We start from the raw sequence: 19361 nt of genomic DNA, 5'->3' as shown, positions 1-19361 counted from the left end.
TCCGTATTCCGGCGCTCTGTGATTTCTGAGTACTCTGTGTGAAACCTCTTCCTCTCCAGTATTTTTTCGAGACGCGTCTCGCGCAATGGCTCGCACTGCCGGTCGGCGGGCTGCTGTCGCTGGCGTTTGCGCCGTTCGAGTGGTGGCCGCTCGCGATTCTGTGTCCGACCTTCCTGTTCCTGAGCTGGCGGTTCGCAGCGTCACCGCGCCATGCGGCGAAGGCGGGCTTCCTGTTCACCGTGGGGCTGTTCCTGTCCGGAACCTACTGGCTCTACAACACGATTCACGAGATCGGCCACGCACCGGCATGGATCGCGATCTTTCTCATGTTCGCGATGGTGGCGATTCTTGGCAGCTACACGGCAGCGCTCGGTTACGGCCTGACGCGATGGCTGCCATCACGGGCGAGCGCCGGAATCGGGGGGATATGGCATCCGCTCATCGTCTATCCGGCGGCGTATGCGCTGCTCGAATGGTTTCGCGGCTGGTTCCTCAGCGGCTTTCCCTGGTTTGCCCTGGGCTATTCGCAGACCGATTCGCCGCTGGCGGGTTATGCACCGATCGTCGGTGTCTACGGCATCAGTCTGCTGGCCGCCATTTCCGCAGGTGTGCTTGTCGTGCTTCTCACGAGTACGCGGCGTGAGCGAATCATCGCAGTCGCAACAGGTGCAGCGATCTGGGTGACCGGCGCTGCACTCTGGAATCACGAATGGACACAGCCGATCGGTCGCCCGGTCACCGTGGCGATCGTGCAGGGTGCGGTTCCGCAGGATCTGAAGTGGAGCCTCGAGTATCGTGATTCCACGCTCGATCTGTACCGCGATCTCACGTTGCCGCAACTAGGCAAGGACATCGTGCTGTGGCCGGAGGCGGCCCTGCCCGATATGCCCGATCAGTTACGCGATTTCGTTTCCCAGCTGTGGTCGGCGGCCCGCGCCAAGAACACGACGCTGATCACCGGGATGCTCCACTACGGCAAGGACCAGGACGACATCCGCAACGGCTTGCTGGCGCTCGACGAAGAGGCGCAGTGGTATGACAAACGTCGCCTCGTGCCATTCGGCGAGTTCTTTCCGGTTCCGTCCTTCGTGCGGGCGTGGATGCGGCTGCAGAGTTTGCCGTACACGGATATCACCGCGGGCGAACGCAATCAGCCGGCACTGCGCGCGGGCGCGAACAAGATCGGGGCCACGATCTGTTATGAAGATGCCTACGGCGCCGAGCAGCTCGCGGTCCTCAAGGAAGCCACGCTGCTGGTGAACGTCACCAACGATGCCTGGTTCGGCGATACGACGGCGGCCCCGCAGCACCTGCAGATCAGCCGCATGCGTGTGATGGAGGCGCAGCGGCCGCTGCTGCGTGCGGCCAACGACGGTATCTCGGCCCTGATCCTGGCGGACGGCAGGGTGGAAAAGACGTTGCCGCGATTCAAGCCCGACGTCCTCACTGGCGTCGTGCAGCCGCGCACCGGACTCACGCCCTACGCGCACGTCGGCAACTGGCCGGTGATCCTCCTGTGCGCTGTAGTAATCGCCGGCGCCGTAGTGATCCGCAGAAGAACGCCGCGAAAGACCGTGACCGGAAGGGAATCGCACGGGGCGTAACAGAGGGGCTGCTGGGTCCTGGGCTCCTGGCTGCTGGCCAGAGCAACGAAGCGGATCGGCGGTCACCGTCTTTGTTTCGAATTCTGGCCAGCAGCCCAGCGCCCAGCAGCCCTCCCTTCGCTTGCGGCCGCTGATTTTCCTGTCTATCGATTCGCAGTCCTCATCCCCCGCAGATGCCGTTCGATCGCCGCGCCGAAGTGCGCCTGCGGATGCGACGCCTCGATGTCTTCCTGTTCCTCTCGCCTCGCGATCTCCGCCTTCGCCCGCTGGAAGGCCGTGCGCAGATCGACAGAGGAGTGCAGCGCATCACGATAGAACGCTTCGCCGAAGTAGGTGAGGTCACGATCGTCGGCACAGCCGAACGAGGTACGATCAGGCGCCGCCGCGGTGATGACAATCGTGGTGTCGTTGCGCAGCGGTTCGATGAACTGTCCGGAGTAGCACGCGGAGACGATTATCACGCGCCAGCGGATACCCGAGTCGTCCAGCGCCTCGGCGAGATCCTGAGCGGAAAGATTGTTGACGGGCATTCCCAGGTTGCTGACGGAAAGCTGTCCGTCTTCCGAGCCATGTGAGGAAAGCGCCAGGAACAGCACGTCCTGGTCGAGGTTCATGCGCCTCGCGATGTCGGTCAGCGCCTGGCGCAGCGCCGAGGTATTGGCGAACGGTTGCGATGCGAGGTCGCGGCGGTCGTTGATCAGTTGCAGGGATCGCGACCCGGTGCCGTAGTTTTCGGCGATCACCTCGCTGGCCAGTGCGATCTCACCCGCGAACACGCGTTGCTCGCCCATGCCGGCAAATCCGAGAAAGAATGCGGCCGACGCCAGATCGTCGGGTCGCTCCATGGCGGCCACCGCGGCGTCGATGCGCCCGGACTGCCCGAACAGCAATGCTTCCATCTGCCGCCATTGCTCCATGGAGCTGGCCGCCTCGCCCGAGGCTTCGGCATCGTCATCGGGATACCAGAACTGCGGTGTCACGTACTGGGTCTGCGCAAACCACGCGGCCAGCGACAGCACCAGCAGGCCAGCGAACATTGCCTGCGGCTGGTGGCGTGCCGTGAGCGAGCGCAGCGCCGCGTGTCCATAGGTGCTGGCATAGAATGCGACCAGGATCAGAGCGCCGAGGATCGCAGCGTCGGGGACGTATTGCAGGATCAACAGCGCCAGCGCGATCGCCAGCGGCGTGAAAGCCAGCACGACTGCCAGCGTGCTGCGAAACGGCGCCAGCGGCTGTGACAGCCGGGCCCATATAGCCGCGACCAGCAGGATCAGGCTGGCGTACCAGCCGATTCCCAGCAGGCCATAGATATAAAACGTCGAGCCCGGCGCCGCCGTCAGCCAATCGAGCAGCAGCCACGAGGCGAGGTACGTCAGTGCCAGCGCGCACAGAGCGCGATCGGGAAGCGCAAGTGCAGGCTGCGTCACCGGCCGCAGCAACAGAAATCCTGCGATGGATTTCCAGAAAGAGTGTTCACCGGAAGATGCCGACGTCGACAGGCTCTGCGCGGTCACGGTATTCGTCGGCGGCGCCTGCATAGCGGGGATCACGATCGCACTGGAGGCGAAAGCACGAATCTGTTCCATGACCTGCGCGGCGGTGAGATCGGTGGGCAGGTCGCGAATGGGCACGATGAGTCCTGCCATCCGGTCGATCCAGACGAACAGGTGCTCGGGTGACTGCGTGATGTCCTGGAAGACGGACCAGTCGTGGCGGATCAGCGAATGCATTTTTTCCAGGCGCATGCCGCTGTCGTCGAAGGTCAGCCGGCCGGGGCCGAGAATCACGCCCTGCTCATCCGGGTGTGACGCCTTGCGCAGGCGCCGCATGTTGATCATCACGCCCAGCACGGCGGCGCAGGCGCCGACGACCACCGCCAGGAAGGGGATCGGTTGCTGCAACTGCACGGCGAGCAGCACCAGTACGCAGGCGAGGCCAAGCGCCAGCAGGACGATGCTCAGTATCGCGCGGCGCGACAGTCGCGTACGGTCCTGCAGACGCTGCGCCCAGGCAGCCTGGTAGGCCCGCCAGTCCGCGACGGTCAGGGAGTAAGTGATTTCCAGGGTATTCATCGAACTCGGATTCAGTGCATCAGTTATAGATGCCTGAATATCAGGAAACGGGCGGTAGAGCGATGGCGCTGATCACGACGGCGTCCCGACGGGGTGGTGACCGATATACTCCGTCACAAATGGGTGCTGATCGGAGCGGTTCATCACTCCCCCGGCGGCAATTGTGGCGCTGGTGGGGATGGCTGTTGCTGTCGACCCTGCTGCTGGCGCTCGTGGGCTCGGCGCGCTACTTCGGTGTGCCGGATCTCGACGATGCGCCTGCCTCGCTGCTCTTTCGCGCCGCGATGCTCATCGGTCATTTCGCTGCGCTGATCGCCCTGCTGCTGTTGCCGGTGCTGCTGTTCAGCCTGCTGCTGCCACGGCCGCGCTTCATCCTGCCGCTGGGCATTCTGAGCGCAGCGCTGATACTCATGGCGCTGCTGATCGATACGCAGGTCTACCGGCTCTACCGGTTTCACATCAATGCGGGCGTGCTCAACCTGATGTTCGGTGGTGCTGCGCAGGAGACGTTCGTCTTCTCGCGCGCCATGTACGTGCAGGCGCTCGCGATCGCAGTCGCCGTCGTCACCACGGTCGCCATCGTCGGACTGCTCACGTGGCGTCACGTGCGACGCACCGCCGGTCAGCCGCGCTTCGTCCATGTGGGGCTGACGCTGATCATCCTGTCGCTGCTGGGCTTCCATGGGGCGCACCTGTGGGCCGACGTGGTCTCGAAGGAATCGCTGCTCAAACAGACGGACGTGCTGCCGTTGCGTTATGCGGCCACGGCCAAGCGCTTCCTGCGTTCGGTCGGCGTGAATGTGCGTCGCGAAGTGCAGCCGCTCGCCGGCGCCTCGGACAGTGGCACGCTGCAGTACCCGCTGCAGGAGCGCAGCTGCAAAGCGCCGGCGCGACGCAGGAACATCATCGTCATCATGATCGACTCGTGGCGTTTCGATGCGATGAATGACAGGGTCAGTCCGAACATCGCAGCGTTCGCGCGCCGCTCGCAGCAATTCGTCGATCATCACAGCGGCGGCAACGCCACCCGCATCGGCGTGTTCTCGCTGTTCTATTCGATTCCGGGTACGTACTGGCATGCGGTGCTCAGCGATCGCAAGGGACCTGCGATCTTCGATGAGCTGCTGCGTCAGCAGTACGACATTCGTGCCTTCCGCAGTGCTCCGCTGTACAGCCCGGAGTTCGATCGCACCGTGTTCGCCTCGCTCAAGGACGTGCGCATGCGTTCCGACGGCCAGGGGCCGGCCGACTGGGATCGGGATCTGACCGACGACTTCCTGCGGTATCTCGATGGCCGCGATGCCAAACAGCCGTTTTTTGCGCTGCTGTTCTACGATGCGCCGCACAGCTTCGAGTTTCCAGCCGGTTATCCGTTGCAGTTCCAGCCCAGCATCGGGGACATCAACTATCTGCAGCTCGGGCGCGGTTCCGATCCGCTGCCATGGCTGAACCGCTATCGCAATTCGGTGCATTACGTCGACAGCCTCGTCGGCAGGGTCCTGGCCGATATCGAGGCGCGCGGTCTGCTGGAGAATTCGCTGATCATGATCACCGGCGACCATGGCCAGGAGTTCAACGACAACGAGCGGGGTTACTGGGGGCACTCCAGCAATTTCACACGCTACCAGACCGGTGTGCCGTTCATTCTCTATGCGCCGGGAACGAGTGCCGCGGTGCTCACTCACCGCACGTCGCATTTCGACGTGATGCCGACGCTGATGCGCGACCACCTGGGTTGCAGCGATCCGTTCTCCACGCACAGTGTCGGCCGGCCGCTGCTCGAAGCCGGCGGACGCGACACGCTGCTGATATCCGAGTACATGGGCTTCGCTCTCGTCCAGCACGACCGCATTGCGGTGGTCAGTGAATACGGCTTCGAGGTGCTGGGACTCGATTACAGCGAGCTGGACGAGGATTCGCTGCATCCCGAGGCGATTCGCGACGCCCTCGAACAGAAGACGCGGTTCTATCGGCGCGCCTATGGAACCATCGGCATGCCGTGACCGGCACCGTCAGGAACGCTGCGCACCCCGGCCTGAGCAGCGAACGACGGACTATCGACGTTGTGTGACGAAAGCATCGATCATGCGCGCCAGCGTGAGCATCGGCACGCCGCCGCCTTTGACGACCGTGTCGTTGAACTGTCGCAGATCGAACTTCGCGCCGAGGGCCTGTTGTGCCTGCGTACGCAGCCGGTTGATCTCGCTGTGGCCCACCTTGTAGCCGCAGGCCTGGCCCGGCCAGGCGCAGTAGCGATCCACTTCGCTCGTGACTTCGTCGACGCTCGATCCGTTGGTGCTGGCGAACCATTGAATCGCCTGTTCGCGTGTCCAGCGCTTGGCGTGGAGGCCCGTGTCGACGACGAGCCGGCAGGCGCGGAAGGCGATGGACTGCAGATAGCCGAGACGGCCGAACGGATCGTCATCGTAGACACCGAGTTCATCGGCCAGCTGCTCCGCATACAGTGCCCAGCCTTCGGAGTAGGCGTTGAAGGCCAGCAGCGACCGTGAGAGTGGCAGGTCGAACGTATATTCCCCTTGCCAGACATGCCCCGGAATGGACTCGTGGAAGCACAGCGTCGGCAAGTTGTAGGTCGTCCACACCTTCATGTTGTGCAGGTTGATCCAGAACTTGCCGGGCACCTTGCCGTCGATCGTGCCGGCGCCACCGTAGGCGCCCGGTGCACCTGGTTCGACTTCGGGCGACATACGCTTGATCTCGAAATTGCCGGGCACCAGCGTCGCGAACGCGCGTGGCAGTCGCGCGCGCATGTCCCGCACCCGTTCTTCCAGGTACGCCATGAGGCGTGCGCGTCCGGCATCGCTGTCCTCGAAGGCGAACCGCGGCTGCTTGCCCAGAGCCGTCATGCGTTCGCCGACAGTGCCCGAAGTGAACCCTTCGCGTTTCAGGATCGCATCCATGCGTGACTGCAGTTCACGCAGTTCCTCCTGGCCGCGTTGGTGAATCTCATCCGGCGTCAGCCGGGTCGTCGTCGCGGCCCGGAGTGTCCACGCATAGTATTCATCGCCTCGCGGCAGCTTCCACGCACCCGCATCGGCTGTCGCCTTGCGACGGTGGGCATCGAGTTCAGCGATCTGTCGATCGAGGGCAGGTGCGATGCGATCGGCTGAGATTTTCCCGGCTCGCGTTGCATAGTCGCCGCCGAGGGTTTTCGTGCGCTTCGCCAGCGACGTCACCAGTGACCAGTTCGCGACGTTCGCGCCGCGCGCGATGCGCAGTTGCTCGAGCGTCTTGTCGAGCAGGAAATCCGGTGCGATGACGCCTTGTGCCGCCGCGCTGTGCAGGCGTCCGGTTTCTCCGTCGATCTGACCGGCGTACGCGTCGAGCCGTGCGAGATAGGCGTCTGCATCTTCCCGCGTCGTGATCGTGTGCTGCTCTTCCAGCATGCTGGGAATTTCCAGGAAGGCGCCGGTGTTCTGTGCGACCACATAAGGCGCATTGCGCCACGACCAGGTCAGGTTGAGCAGGGCGGTGTCGCCGTATGGGAAGGCGAATCCTTCCGCGGCGAACTCATGCGCCGTGCGCATCACGTCCACATCGACACGCGTCGCCGCACCGAGTGCAGTGACATCGATCGCTTGCAGTCGCTGCAGCCGTTGCGTCACGCGTTGCGCGATCGCCTGTTGACCCGCCATCGAACGATCGGAGAGCTTCGACTTCAATACCGCGCGTGCGCCGGTGTCGATGCCCAGCCCCGTGGCGCTTTCGGGGTAATCGATCAGCAAGCCTTCGGCGAAATCGGCGAGCAGCTTCTGCACGGCCGCATCGGCCGCGGCACTGCTCGCGGGTGACGCGGAAACCGGCAGGCTGGCAGCGGCAATCGCAGCTCCTGTGCCCACGATGAATTCACGACGGCTGGCAGTCATCGATCGATCTCCGGATTGCAGCGAAGGGACGAGTTCGGGAGCGGCATGATAGCGCGGCCGGTTGAGATCAGAACGGCAGGGGCCGCCGATCCGGCTCGACCCAGCTGCGTCGTGCGACTACCGAGAACAGCACCGGTTTCGACCAGTACGCGAGCAACCAGTCGCTACGACCGAACTCGCAAGCCAGTAGGTCGGTCAGCGACTCGTGCAGCGGACGGTCGCGCCGGGTTTCGAGCCAGGCCTGGGCGGCACGCAGCGAACCGAGCGTGATCGTTTCGTGATAGCCGCTGGTGTCGGTGTTGGCGACGCCTGTGGCTTCGTTGTATGCACGAATCAATGTGGGCATCTCGCGCATCGGGTCCATGTCCGAGCGGGCGAGCAACCAGAGCGCCGCGGCGAAATGCGCCGCGTGGGTCCATTCGCGTTTGGGCAGCGACCGGTCGATCACGCCGCGGGCGATGCGTTCGATATCAGCGTCGGAAGTGAAATGAAGCATGATGAGCTCCTTGAGGGGTGCGTGAAACAGCCCGGCGAAGCTCGGTGCGAACCCCGCCGATGGCGGGGTAGCGAGAGACGGTTCGGTCAGCCCGGGATCGGATCCCGGCTTTGGAACGCGCGCGCAACCACCGCCGCCTGTAACGACGGTTGTTGCTGGAGAGTGCGAGCGACGATTCGCGACATGGCGGCGACTATAGGTGCGCCGATTGATGGAGGTCAATGCGGTCGCAGCAGGCTGGGCACAGTGCCGCGAATTGTATGCATGGCGGACCGGGCCTGGCCTGACGGTGAGCATTGTCTGGTGAAAGGCCCGACAGCCCGACCCTGGGCGGGTCGATGAAACTGTCGTCCCGTCGCCGTCTGCCAGTATGATGCCCGTCACTGAATATCGAACAATGGGCTGTGCGTGGAAAATCTGATTCAGGTCATTCTGCTGGGAATCATCGAAGGCATCACCGAGTTTCTCCCTATCTCCAGCACCGGCCACTTGCTGATCGCGCAACACTGGCTGGGCCGGCGTTCCGATCTGTTCACGGTGGCGATCCAGTCCGGCGCCATTCTCGCCGTGACGCTCGTCTACTGGCGCCGTCTGCTCGACATGGGTCTCGGGTTTGCGCGCGCCGAGAATCGTGACTATCTGCTCAAGCTCGCACTTGCACTCGGTATCACGGTGATTGGCGGTCTGGGCGCGAGACTGGCTGGCATCGAACTGCCGGAAACCGTCTATCCCGTCGCCGCTGCACTGATCATCGGTGGCTTCATCATCTTCGCTGTCGAATGGTACGTGTCGAAGCGCCCGGTGAGCGCGCTGATCGGTTGGAATGCCGCGGCCTGGGTCGGCGTGGCGCAGGTGATCGCTGCAGTGTTTCCCGGCACATCGCGATCGGCCGCGGCGTTGTTTGCCGCCATGCTCGCCGGCACGACCTCACGTCCGGCCGCTGCGGAATTTGCCTTCCTGCTGGCGATTCCCACCATGTTTGCGGCCACTGCCTATCAGTTCATGGAGCTCTACTTCGAAGGCGGTCTGGCGGGCGAGGCGTGGGGAGATCTTGCGATCGCCTTTGGCGTGTCCACCGTCGTTGGTTTCGTTGCAGTGAAGTGGTTGCTGCGTTACATCCAGTCCCACAGTTACGTGCCGTTCGCCTGGTATCGCATCGCCCTGGGAGCGCTGCTGCTGGCATTCGTCTGATATCCGTCGTCGCAACCAAGGATCACGCGCAATGCCCTCCAGTCGCCTGACCACGTTCATCATCATCGGACTCATCCTGGGCCTGGTGAGCGGTTACATCAGCTACACCTACTTTCCCGAGTCGGCAGCCGAATTCGCCGAGACAACCGGGCTGCTGCCGACCATGTTCCTGCGGTTGATCAAGATGATCATCGCGCCGCTGGTGTTCTCCACGCTGGTCGTCGGCATTGCCAAGATGGGCGATATCGCCACGGTGGGCCGCATCGGCGGCAAGGCGCTGGGCTGGTTCATCTTTGCATCGCTCATTTCGCTGACGCTCGGCCTGGTGCTGGTCGAGACCCTCGAGCCGGGAAAGGCCATGTCGCTGCCGATTCCTGAATCGCACGTGCAGTCCGGCATCGAGGCCGGTGCGTTGTCGCTGCAGGGATTCATCGCTCACACGATTCCGACCAGCATCCTCGATGCGATGGCGCGCAACGAGATCCTGCAGATCGTCGTGTTCTCGCTGTTCTTCGGTACTGCGATGGCCGCACTCGGCGAGCGCAGCAAGCCGGTCATCGAGGTGGTCGATGTGCTCGCGCACATCATGCTGAAGGTGACGGGTTACGTGATGCTGTTCGCGCCGCTCGCGGTATTCGGTGCGCTGGCGACGACGGTGGCGAAGCAGGGCCTGGATATTCTGCGGGTCTACGGCATCTTCATGGGTGAGTTCTACCTGGGCCTGCTGCTCCTGTGGGTGATCCTCACGATCCTGGGCGGCCTGATCATCGGACCCCGCGTGGTGCGCCTGATCAAGCGTGTACGGGGGCCTGTCATTCTCGCGTTCTCGACGGCCAGTTCCGAAGCGGCCTACCCGCGCACGCTGGAGGAACTGGAGAAGTTCGGCTGCAGCAATCGCATCGCCAGCTTCGTCCTGCCCGTCGGCTACTCCTTCAATCTGGACGGCTCGATGATGTACTGCACCTTCGCCGTCATGTTCATCGCGCAGGTGTACGGCATCGAGATTCCGATCAGTCAGCAGATCGCGATGGTCGCCGTGCTCATGCTGACCTCGAAAGGCATCGCCGGCGTCCCGCGCGCTTCGCTCGTGGTGATCGCAGCGACGCTGGCCCAGTTCGGCATTCCGGAAGCGGGGCTGGTCCTGCTGCTCGGCATCGACCACTTCCTGGACATGGGCCGCTCGGCCACCAATGTCATCGGCAACAGCATCGCGACGGCAGTGGTGTCGAAGTGGGAAGGGGAGCTGAAGGAGGAGGAGGAGCCGGAAGGTAAGAGGGCGGTAGCGTAGGAAGTGACGGGGAGGAAATGGCGGCTCGCTTCGCGAGCAAGGGGCCTACGGCAAGTAGGCCTGCGGTCCGCGCGGGATTCCCCCGGGCTCCCGCTGGTCGCCATTGGTCACATGAAGGTCGCGAAGACGCGGCAAGTCAGATTCGTACGATCGAAGGCGGTCATTGTCCTCCCTGCGGAACGTCTTCTCCGCTCTGACCTGCCGCGTCTGCGCGGCCCCCCTGCCGGTCTTCCGGCCATCCTGCACACGGCCTCCTGCTGGCGCAGCCAGCCGTCGTTCCGTCTCACAACCACTTCTCCCTGCGAAACCGATAAAAGAGATAGCCATCGAGCGCCGCCATCAGTGCGAGCGTGATGGCATAGCCATAGCGCCAGCGCAGTTCCGGCATGAACTCGAAGTTCATGCCGTAGATGCCCACGATCAGCGTGGGTACGGCCACCAGCGCGCCGTAGGCCGCGAGTCGTTTCATCACTTCGCTTTCCTGCAACGTGATCATCGACAGATTGACCGCCGTGGCGGTGGAAACGGTGTCGCGTACCGATTCAATGGTCTGATTCAGTCGCTGCAGGTGATCGGCGATGTCGCGAAAGTATTCCTGCATGCCTGCACACATGAGGGGAACGCGGGCCCCGGACAGGCTGCCCAACCCATCCAGTAGCGGGCCGACGGCATGCTTGACGATCATGAGGCGCTGTTTCAGCCCGTAAAGGGCTTCGATATTGGTCCGCGCGGAGGAGTTGGCGAAGATGCGTTCCTCGAGTACTTCGAGTTCGTCCTCCAGGTGTTCGAGCACGGGAAAGTAGCGATCGACCACCGCATCCATCAGCGCGTACAGCACGTAGCCGGCGCCGTGTTTCAGTAACTCGGGTTCTCGCTCCGCGCGTGTGCGCACCTCCTGAAAGCCCTTGTGCGCGCGACTGCGCACCGAGAGCACGTAGTTGGGGCCGGTGAAGATGGCGACCTCGCCGACGCTCAGTTCGCTGCCGCTTTCCTCGATCATGTGCAGCACGGCGAACAGACTGTTGCCGTACTCCTCGATCTTGGGACGCTGATGGCCGTGGCGGGCGTCTTCGACGGCCAGCGGATGCAGGTCGAATTCTTCCTGCATCTGCTCCAGCTCTGCCGGCTCGGGATTGGCCAGGGCCACCCAGACGAAGCAATCGGGCTGGCAGACGTACTCGCTGATCGTCTCCACGCTGATATCTGCCAGCTTTTCACCGTTGCGATAGGCGGCGCAGGTAATGAGCATAGAAGGCTCTCCAGTGTTCGCGGCAGTGTAACTCCCGATCGCACGGCCTGGCCGCGTCTTTATGCATTCCTTATGCGGGCGCTGCTCTTTCCCTGCCGCTTCTTGATGCATTTGCGCCGTAGCATCTTCGCCATCGAAGGAGAGCGCACATGCAGGATCTGGTCTTCATCGGACTCATCGTCGTCTTGTACGCGACGACCCACGCGTTGGTCGTGGCGTTGTCCCGCCTCGGGAGAATCGAATGACGTTCGTGCAGTTTGCAATGTGGATAGCCGGGGCGCTGGCGGCCTACCTGATCCATGCCTTGCTGAAGGCCGAAAAGTTCTGACGCGGAGAATCCAATGACGATTGCAGCGATCGTGCTGGGGCTGGCAGTACTGGCCCTGGCCACTGTGTGCGGCCGGCCTCTGGGCCACTACATTGCGGACGTGCTCGAGGGCGGGGCGACCTCGCGCAGCCGTTTGCGCTTCGGCGTCGAGCGGCTGGTGTATCGCGTCGCGGGCATCGATCCGGAACGCGAAACAGGCTGGAAGCAGTACGCCATCGGCGTGCTGCTCTTCAGCGTGGTCGGCACGCTGTTCGTTTATGGCGTGCAGCGCCTGCAGGCCTGGTTGCCGCTCAATCCGCAACAGTTCGGCGCAGTGACGGCGGACTCTTCGTTCAATACGGCCGTCAGCTTCGTCACGAATACCAACTGGCAGGGTTACGTCGGCGAATCCACGATGAGCTACCTGACGCAGATGCTCGCTCTCGCGGTACAGAACTTCGTCTCCGCCGCGACCGGCATCGCTGTCGCGGTGGCGCTCATTCGCGGCTTCGCCCGCCACGGCGCGGCCACGATCGGCAATTTCTGGGTCGACCTGACGCGCATCACGCTCTATGTCCTGTTGCCGATCGCGGCCGTCATCGCGCTCGTGCTCATATCGCAGGGTGTGATCCAGAATTTCGACGCCTACAAGGAAGTCGTCGCGATTGCGCCGCAGGTGCAGAGCAGTCATTCGCAGACGCTGGCGATGGGGCCGGTCGCCTCGCAGGAAGCGATCAAGGAACTCGGCACGAACGGCGGCGGCTTCTTCAATGCCAACTCCGCGCATCCCTACGAGAACCCGAATACGTTGACGAACTTCATCGAACTTTTCGCGATCCTGCTGATTCCGATTGCGCTGACATTCACTTTCGGCCGCATGGTCGGTGATGCGCGTCAGGGTTGGGCAGTGCTGGCCGGGATGGCGATCCTGTTCGTGTCGATGTGGGTGGTCGCCATCCACTTCGAGCAGCAGGGCAATCCGATCTTCGCGCAGGTGGGGGCCGATGCGGCGCGCAGCGATGCGCAGCCCGGCGGCAACATGGAAGGCAAGGAAGCCCGCTTCGGTATCGGTGCGTCGGCGCTGTTCGCTGCGGTGACGACTGCGACCTCGACGGGCGCCGTGAACTCGATGCATGACTCGATGACGCCGCTCGGCGGACTCGTGCCGATGTTCCTGATGCAGCTGGGCGAGGTGGCGTTCGGCGGTGTCGGCTCCGGGCTCTACGGCATGCTGATCTATGCGCTGCTCGGCGTCTTCATCGCCGGACTGATGATCGGCCGCACGCCAGAGTACCTCGGCAAGAAGATCGAAGCCTTCGACATGAAGATGACGTCGATTGCCATTCTCGCGACGCCGTTCGTCGTACTGCTGGGCACTGCGGTCGCGGTATCGGTGACAGCGGGCAAGGTGGGCGTTGCCAACCCCGGCGCGCATGGTTTCTCCGAGATCCTGTACGCATTCAGTTCCGCGGGAAACAACAACGGCAGCGCGTTCGCAGGACTGTCGGCGAACACTCCCTTCTACAACACCGCGCTCGGCATTGCGATGTGGCTCGGCCGCTTCTGGGTACTGATACCGGTGCTTGCCATTGCGGGCTCGCTGGCCGCAAAGAAGCGCGCGCCAGCGACCGCCGGCACGATGCCCACGCACGGCCCGCTGTTCGTCGTGCTGTTGATCGGTTCGGTATTGCTGATCGGCGCGCTGACTTACGTCCCGGCGCTGGCGCTGGGGCCCATCGTTGAACACTTGATGATGAGGAGCTGAAGAAAGGAAGAACTCCACGGGGAACATGGGGGATCACGGGGCGAGAAGGCCCCGCTCTTTCCCTCCGAGACCCTGTGTTTCCCCGTGTACCCCGTGGAGAATTTCTTTTCCGATTCTTTTATGACCAGACAAAAACTTCCGATGCTCGATGGCACGTTGCTCGGTCCTGCGCTGCTGGATTCGCTGCGCAAGCTCGACCCGCGTGCGCAGTGGCGTAATCCGGTGATGTTCGTCGTCTATGTCGGCGCGATGCTCACGACACTGCTGTGGATCCAGTCGCTCGATGGCAGCGGCGATGCGCCATCGGGTTTCATTCTCGGTGTCACCGTCTGGCTGTGGATCACCGTGTTGTTCGCCAACTTCGCTGAAGCGCTGGCGGAGGGACGCAGCAAGGCGCAGGCCGCTTCGCTACGCGGGCTAAAGCAGACCGTCCAGGCGAAACTCATCACGCATCCGAAACATCGCCACATGCACCAGACGGTGGCGGCGACGGAGCTGCATATCGATGACATCGTCGTCGTCGAAGCTGGCGACATCATTCCGACCGACGGTGTCGTGATCGACGGTGCTGCATCGGTGGATGAGAGCGCGATTACCGGCGAGTCCGCGCCTGTCATCCGCGAATCGGGCGGCGACTTTTCCTCGGTCACCGGCGGCACCAAAGTGCTGTCGGACTGGCTCGTGGTGAAGATCACCGTCAATCCCGGCCAGACGTTCATCGATCGCATGATCGCCATGGTCGAAAGCGCGCGTCGGCAGAAGACACCGAACGAGATTGCGCTGACCATCCTGCTGGTCGCGCTGACGCTGGTGTTCCTGCTGGCCACCGTCACGCTGCTGCCGTTCTCGGTCTATGGCGTCGAGGTGGCGCAGCTCGGTCAGCCGGTGGCAATCACGGCGCTGATCGCGCTGCTGGTGTGCCTGATACCCACCACCATTGGCGGGTTGCTCTCGGCGATCGGCATCGCGGGCATGAGCCGCATGATGCAGGCGAACGTGATTGCAACGTCGGGTCGGGCGGTGGAGGCGGCAGGCGATGTCGATGTGCTGCTCCTCGACAAGACAGGAACCATCACGTTGGGCAATCGCCAGGCCGCGGCCTTCCTGCCGGCCCACGGCGTCACCGAGCTGCAACTCGCCGATGCAGCCCAGCTGGCCTCGCTGGCGGATGAAACGCCGGAGGGCCGCAGCATCGTCGTCCTGGCCAAGCGCTTCAACATTCGCGAACGCTCATCGCAGGACGTGACGTTCGTGCCGTTCTCGGCGCACACGCGCATGAGCGGCGTCGATACGGGTGGACGGCAGATCCGCAAGGGCGCGCAGGATGCCATCCGCAAGCACGTGGAAGGGCTCGGTCAGCGCATTCCGCCGGAAGTGACGGAGGCGATCGAGCGAGTCGCGCGTCGAGGCAGCACGCCGCTGGTCGTCGCGGACGATGCGCGGGTGCTGGGCATCATTGAGTTGAAGGACATCGTCAAAGGCGGCATCAAGGATCGTTTCGCCGAGCTGCGTCGCATGGGCATCAAAACCATCATGATCACGGGCGACAATCCTCTGACGGCCTCCGCCATTGCCGCCGAGGCGGGCGTCGATGATTTTCTTGCCGAAGCCACGCCGGAGATGAAGCTCAAACTGATTCGTGAGCATCAGTCGCAGGGCCGACTGGTCGCGATGACGGGCGACGGCACGAACGATGCGCCGGCCCTGGCCCAGGCGGACGTGGCTGTTGCCATGAACTCGGGCACGCAGGCCGCGAAGGAGGCGGGCAACATGGTCGATCTGGATTCCAATCCGACCAAGCTCATCGAAGTGGTCGAGACCGGCAAGCAGATGCTCATGACGCGCGGCTCGCTGACGACGTTCAGTATTGCGAACGATGTCGCGAAATATTTCGCGATCATTCCCGCCGCGTTCGCAACGACGTATCCGCAGCTCGATGCACTGAACGTGATGGGGCTCGAGAACCCGACCTCGGCCATCCTGTCGGCCGTGATCTTCAATGCGCTGATCATCGTGTTCCTCGTGCCGCTCGCGCTGAAAGGCGTCAAGTATCGAGCGCTCGGCGCGGCGGCCCTGTTACGCCGCAATCTCCTCATCTATGGCCTCGGCGGCATCGTGGTGCCGTTCATCGGCATCAAGCTGATCGACCTGGGGCTGGTGCTGTTCGGTATTGCCTGAAGGTAGCGTCATGACTTCACAGATCCGACCCGTGTTGACGATCTTCGCCTTCCTGACCCTGGTGACTGGAGTGGTCTATCCGCTCGTCATCACGGGGATCGGGGCAGCGCTCTTTGCCGACGCGGCTTCCGGAAGTCTGATCGTTCGGGATGGCAGGCCGGTCGGCTCGCGCCTGATCGGACAGGCCTTCACCGAGCCGCAGTACTTCTGGGGACGTCCATCGGCGACTGGCGGTGCACCCTACAACGCGCTCGCATCCGGCGGCACCAACCAGGGCCCGTTGAATCCGGCGCTCGTCGATGCGGCGAAGGGCCGTATGGAGGGTCTGCGGGCGGTGGATCCCGGCAACAATGCGCCTGTCCCCGTGGACCTGGTGACGGCGTCAGCCAGCGGACTCGATCCGCACATCAGCGTTGCGGCCGCGAATTATCAGGTGGCGCGCGTGGCCCGTGCGCGCGGGCTGCCGGTCGAACGCGTTCGTGAGCTGGTGACAAAGCACAGCACCGATCGCTGGCTGGGCCTGTTCGGCGAACCGACGGTCAATGTGCTCGAGCTGAACCTCGCGCTGGATGAAACTGCCGTTCGTGGACCGGACGGGGCCACCGTTCCGGGAAGCGAGTGAGCGCATAATCCTGCGCATGTCTGCGTCCGAAACCGTTCGTCCGTCACCGGAAGCATTGCTCGTCGAAGCACAGCGTCACGACCGCGGACGCCTGAAGATTTTCCTGGGTGCGGCGCCGGGGGTCGGCAAGACGTACGAAATGCTCAGTGTCGCTCGCCGCAAACTTGCGGAGGGCGTCGATGTCGTGGTCGGCATCGTCGAGACGCATGGTCGGCAGGAAACCGAAGCGCTGTTGCAGGGGTTGCCGCAGATTCCGCGCCAGCACATCCCTTATCGCGGTCGCGAGCTGGACGAACTCGATCTCGATGCGCTGCTCGCCCGCAAGCCGCGCCTGGCGCTGGTCGATGAACTGGCGCATTCCAATGTGCCTGGCTCGCGGCATGCGAAGCGTTATCAGGACGTGCAGGAACTGCTGGACGCGGGGATCGACGTTTACACGACGTTGAACGTCCAGCACCTGGAGAGCTTCAACGATCTCGTCGGGCGTATTACCGGCATCGAGATTCGCGAAACGGTGCCGGATGCCGTCATCGAGCAGGCGCGCGATGTCGAACTCATCGATCTGCCGCCGGACGACCTGATCGAGCGACTGCGACAGGGCAAGGTGTACGTGCCGGAATCCGCGCGCCGTGCTCTCGACAATTATTTCTCACGCGGCAACCTGCTGGCCCTGCGCGAACTGGCGTTACGCGCCGCCGCCGAGCGCGTCGATGACGACATGTCCACATTCATGCGCGCGCACGCCATCGCCGGGCCGTGGCCGACGCGCGGCCGATTGATCGTCTGTATCGACGCCAGCGGCGCGGGCGAATGTCTGATCCGTGCGGCGAAGCGCCTGGCCGACCAGCGCCATCTGCCGTGGACCGCGATCTATGTGCAGACCCTGGGTGCATCGATCGGCGCGGCCCACCGGGAACGGCTCGACACCAATCTCGCATTGGCGTCGCAGCTGGGTGCAGAGACGGCCATTCTGACGGCGGACCGGGTCGGCGATGCCATCGTCGACTACTCGCGGTCGCACAATGCTGCCCAGATCGTCGTCGGCCGGACCCGCGACCTGCAGCATCGCTTCTGGCGGCATCGCCGGCTGGCACAATGGCTGCTCGAACACGCGACTGATTTCGAGATCACGGTGGTTGCGGATGCGACCGCCACCGAGACGGAAGGCCAGCGCGTGACGCCGACGGTTCGCTCCTGGGTGTCGGTCAGCGATGCGCTCGTGGCAGTGGCGTTCGCCGCCGGCGCCTCGGCTATCGGCGCGGCGCTCGAACCGCTGATCGGTATCGACAACCTGGCGCTGATTTTTCTGCTCGCGGTCACGTTTGCCGGCGCGGTCCAGGGCCTCGCGGCGTCGCTGCTTTGCAGCGTGTTCGGGTTTCTCACGTACAACTACCTGTTCACCGAGCCGCGCTATTCGCTGGCCGTCGATCAACCGGTCGACGCGGCGACGTTATTGGTCTTTCTCGCCGTGTCGTTCGTCGTCGGCCAGCTGGCGGCGCGCCTGCGCCGGCAGGCGAACGATGCCTGGTTGGGCACGCGTCGTGTCGAAGCGTTGTTCGATTTCTCGCGGCGATTGGCGACAGCGGTCGATGAGCGCGACCTGGTCAGCGCCGCGCAGCAGGGCATGACCGAGCTTTTGGGTCATCGCTGCGCCGTGCTCGCGGCGACATCGGATCAGCGCGTTGCGCCGCCGCTCGGACCGGTGCGGGCACGTGAGTTCTCGGACACCGATCAGGCAGCGGCGGATTGGGCTCTGGCGCATCGCGAACCTGCAGGGCGCGGCACCCGAACGCTGCCGGCGGCCAACTGGCACTTTCTTCCGGTCACGCAGTCGGACCGCTCGTTCGGCGTGATCGGCGTGCACCTGCCGCTGAGTACGGCGTCGGTCAGCGCCGAGGACAGTCGCCTGTTGTTCACACTGCAGGCACAACTGGGGTCGGCCTGGGAGCGCTTTCGCCTCAGGCAGCTCGCACAGGATGCGCAGGTGCGCCAGGCCACCGAAGCATTGCGCTCTGCATTGCTGTCATCCGTATCGCATGACCTGCGCACGCCGCTGGTGTCCATCACGGGCGGACTCACGGCGTTGCGCGACCTGTCGCAACAGATGCCGGAAAGCGATCGCCTGCAACTGCTCGAGTCTGCGATCGGCGAGGCGCAGCGACTCAATCGCCTGATCCAGAACCTGCTCGATATGACCCGATTGTCGTACGGTGCCCTGACGCTGCGCCTGGGGCCTATCGACGTGCGCGATGCCGCGAACGAATCGATCGCGCGCCTCGGTACGCTACTGGCGTCGTACACCCTCGATATCCGCATTCCCGCCGCACTGCCGGCCGTGCAGGCGGATGCCACGTTGCTGGGTCAGGTACTGGCGAATCTGCTGGAGAACGCGGCCAAGTTCGCGCCGGTGGGCACGACCATTACGATCGAAGCCACGGATCTCGGCGGTCGGGTCCGCATTGCCGTCAGCGATCAGGGGCCCGGAATCCCCGTGGCCGAGCGTGGCAAGGTCTTCGACCTGTTCCAGCGGGCGTTGCTGCGGGACAGCGTCATCGCCGGTGCGGGGATGGGCCTGTCCATCTGCAAGGGCTTCGTCGAGGCAATGAATGGGAGCATTGCTGTTGCAGAGAACGCGGACGGCCGCGGCACGCGTATCGAATTCGATCTGCCGGTGTCGGGTTGACGGCGATCGGTCACAATCG

General features: G+C 63.7%; 12 protein-coding genes. 8 read left to right on the top strand and 4 right to left on the bottom strand.

What is annotated here, in order from left to right; all coding sequences use genetic code 11:
• Positions 1-38 precede the first annotated feature (38 nt).
• The gene (gene lnt / locus VIZ63_RS00695) at positions 39-1604 is read left to right on the top strand and encodes an apolipoprotein N-acyltransferase (protein ID WP_331607553.1); all 1566 of its coding nucleotides are present in this window, start codon (positions 39-41) and stop codon (positions 1602-1604) included.
• A gap of 143 nt (positions 1605-1747) precedes the next feature.
• On the opposite strand, the gene VIZ63_RS00690 is transcribed toward lnt, so the two are convergent.
• Positions 1748-3676, bottom strand: a complete 1929-nt coding sequence (locus tag VIZ63_RS00690) for a C13 family peptidase (protein WP_331607552.1) — start codon at positions 3674-3676, stop codon at positions 1748-1750.
• Between the two features lie 119 nt (positions 3677-3795).
• On the opposite strand from VIZ63_RS00690, the gene VIZ63_RS00685 reads away from it, so the two are divergent.
• Positions 3796-5679 (top strand): DUF3413 domain-containing protein, encoded by a 1884-nt coding sequence (locus VIZ63_RS00685; protein ID WP_331607551.1) that lies wholly within the window; start codon positions 3796-3798, stop codon positions 5677-5679.
• Positions 5680-5730: 51 nt separating this feature from the next.
• On the opposite strand, the gene VIZ63_RS00680 is transcribed toward VIZ63_RS00685, so the two are convergent.
• Entirely contained in the window at positions 5731-7563 is a 1833-nt protein-coding gene (locus VIZ63_RS00680; RefSeq protein ID WP_331607550.1) for a DUF885 domain-containing protein, read from the bottom strand.
• Positions 7564-7630: 67 nt separating this feature from the next.
• Positions 7631-8059, bottom strand: coding sequence for a hypothetical protein (locus VIZ63_RS00675; RefSeq protein ID WP_331607549.1), 429 nt, complete (start codon positions 8057-8059; stop codon positions 7631-7633).
• Positions 8060-8467: 408 nt separating this feature from the next.
• Between VIZ63_RS00675 and VIZ63_RS00670 the strand changes: the two genes are divergently transcribed.
• Positions 8468-9250, top strand: coding sequence for an undecaprenyl-diphosphate phosphatase (locus tag VIZ63_RS00670; RefSeq protein ID WP_331607548.1), 783 nt, complete (start codon positions 8468-8470; stop codon positions 9248-9250).
• A gap of 31 nt (positions 9251-9281) precedes the next feature.
• On the top strand, positions 9282-10538 hold the full coding sequence (locus tag VIZ63_RS00665) for a dicarboxylate/amino acid:cation symporter (RefSeq protein WP_331607547.1): 1257 nt from the start codon (positions 9282-9284) through the stop codon (positions 10536-10538).
• Between the two features lie 283 nt (positions 10539-10821).
• Here VIZ63_RS00665 and corA read toward each other — a convergent pair whose 3' ends face one another.
• Positions 10822-11787, bottom strand: coding sequence for a magnesium/cobalt transporter CorA (corA, locus tag VIZ63_RS00660; RefSeq protein WP_331607546.1), 966 nt, complete (start codon positions 11785-11787; stop codon positions 10822-10824).
• 341 nt (positions 11788-12128) lie between these two features.
• Here corA and kdpA point away from each other — a divergent pair, with 341 nt between their 5' ends.
• The 4 genes from kdpA to VIZ63_RS00640 all read left to right on the top strand — a co-directional run bounded on the left by kdpA (position 12129) and on the right by VIZ63_RS00640 (position 19342).
• Positions 12129-13859: a potassium-transporting ATPase subunit KdpA gene (gene kdpA, locus VIZ63_RS00655; protein ID WP_331607545.1), complete on the top strand. Its 1731-nt coding sequence runs from the start codon at positions 12129-12131 to the stop codon at positions 13857-13859.
• A gap of 120 nt (positions 13860-13979) precedes the next feature.
• On the top strand, positions 13980-16037 hold the full coding sequence (gene kdpB / locus VIZ63_RS00650; RefSeq protein WP_331607544.1) for a potassium-transporting ATPase subunit KdpB: 2058 nt from the start codon (positions 13980-13982) through the stop codon (positions 16035-16037).
• 10 nt (positions 16038-16047) lie between these two features.
• Positions 16048-16659, top strand: coding sequence for a potassium-transporting ATPase subunit KdpC (kdpC, locus tag VIZ63_RS00645; RefSeq protein WP_331607543.1), 612 nt, complete (start codon positions 16048-16050; stop codon positions 16657-16659).
• A 16-nt stretch (positions 16660-16675) separates the two neighbouring features.
• Positions 16676-19342, top strand: coding sequence for a sensor histidine kinase KdpD (locus tag VIZ63_RS00640; protein WP_331607542.1), 2667 nt, complete (start codon positions 16676-16678; stop codon positions 19340-19342).
• The last annotated feature ends 19 nt before the right edge of the window (positions 19343-19361 follow it).

The organism is Povalibacter sp., from assembly GCF_036520495.1.
Classification (GTDB): Bacteria; Pseudomonadota; Gammaproteobacteria; order Steroidobacterales; family Steroidobacteraceae; genus Steroidobacter.
This window is presented reverse-complemented; position numbering and strand designations above follow the sequence as displayed.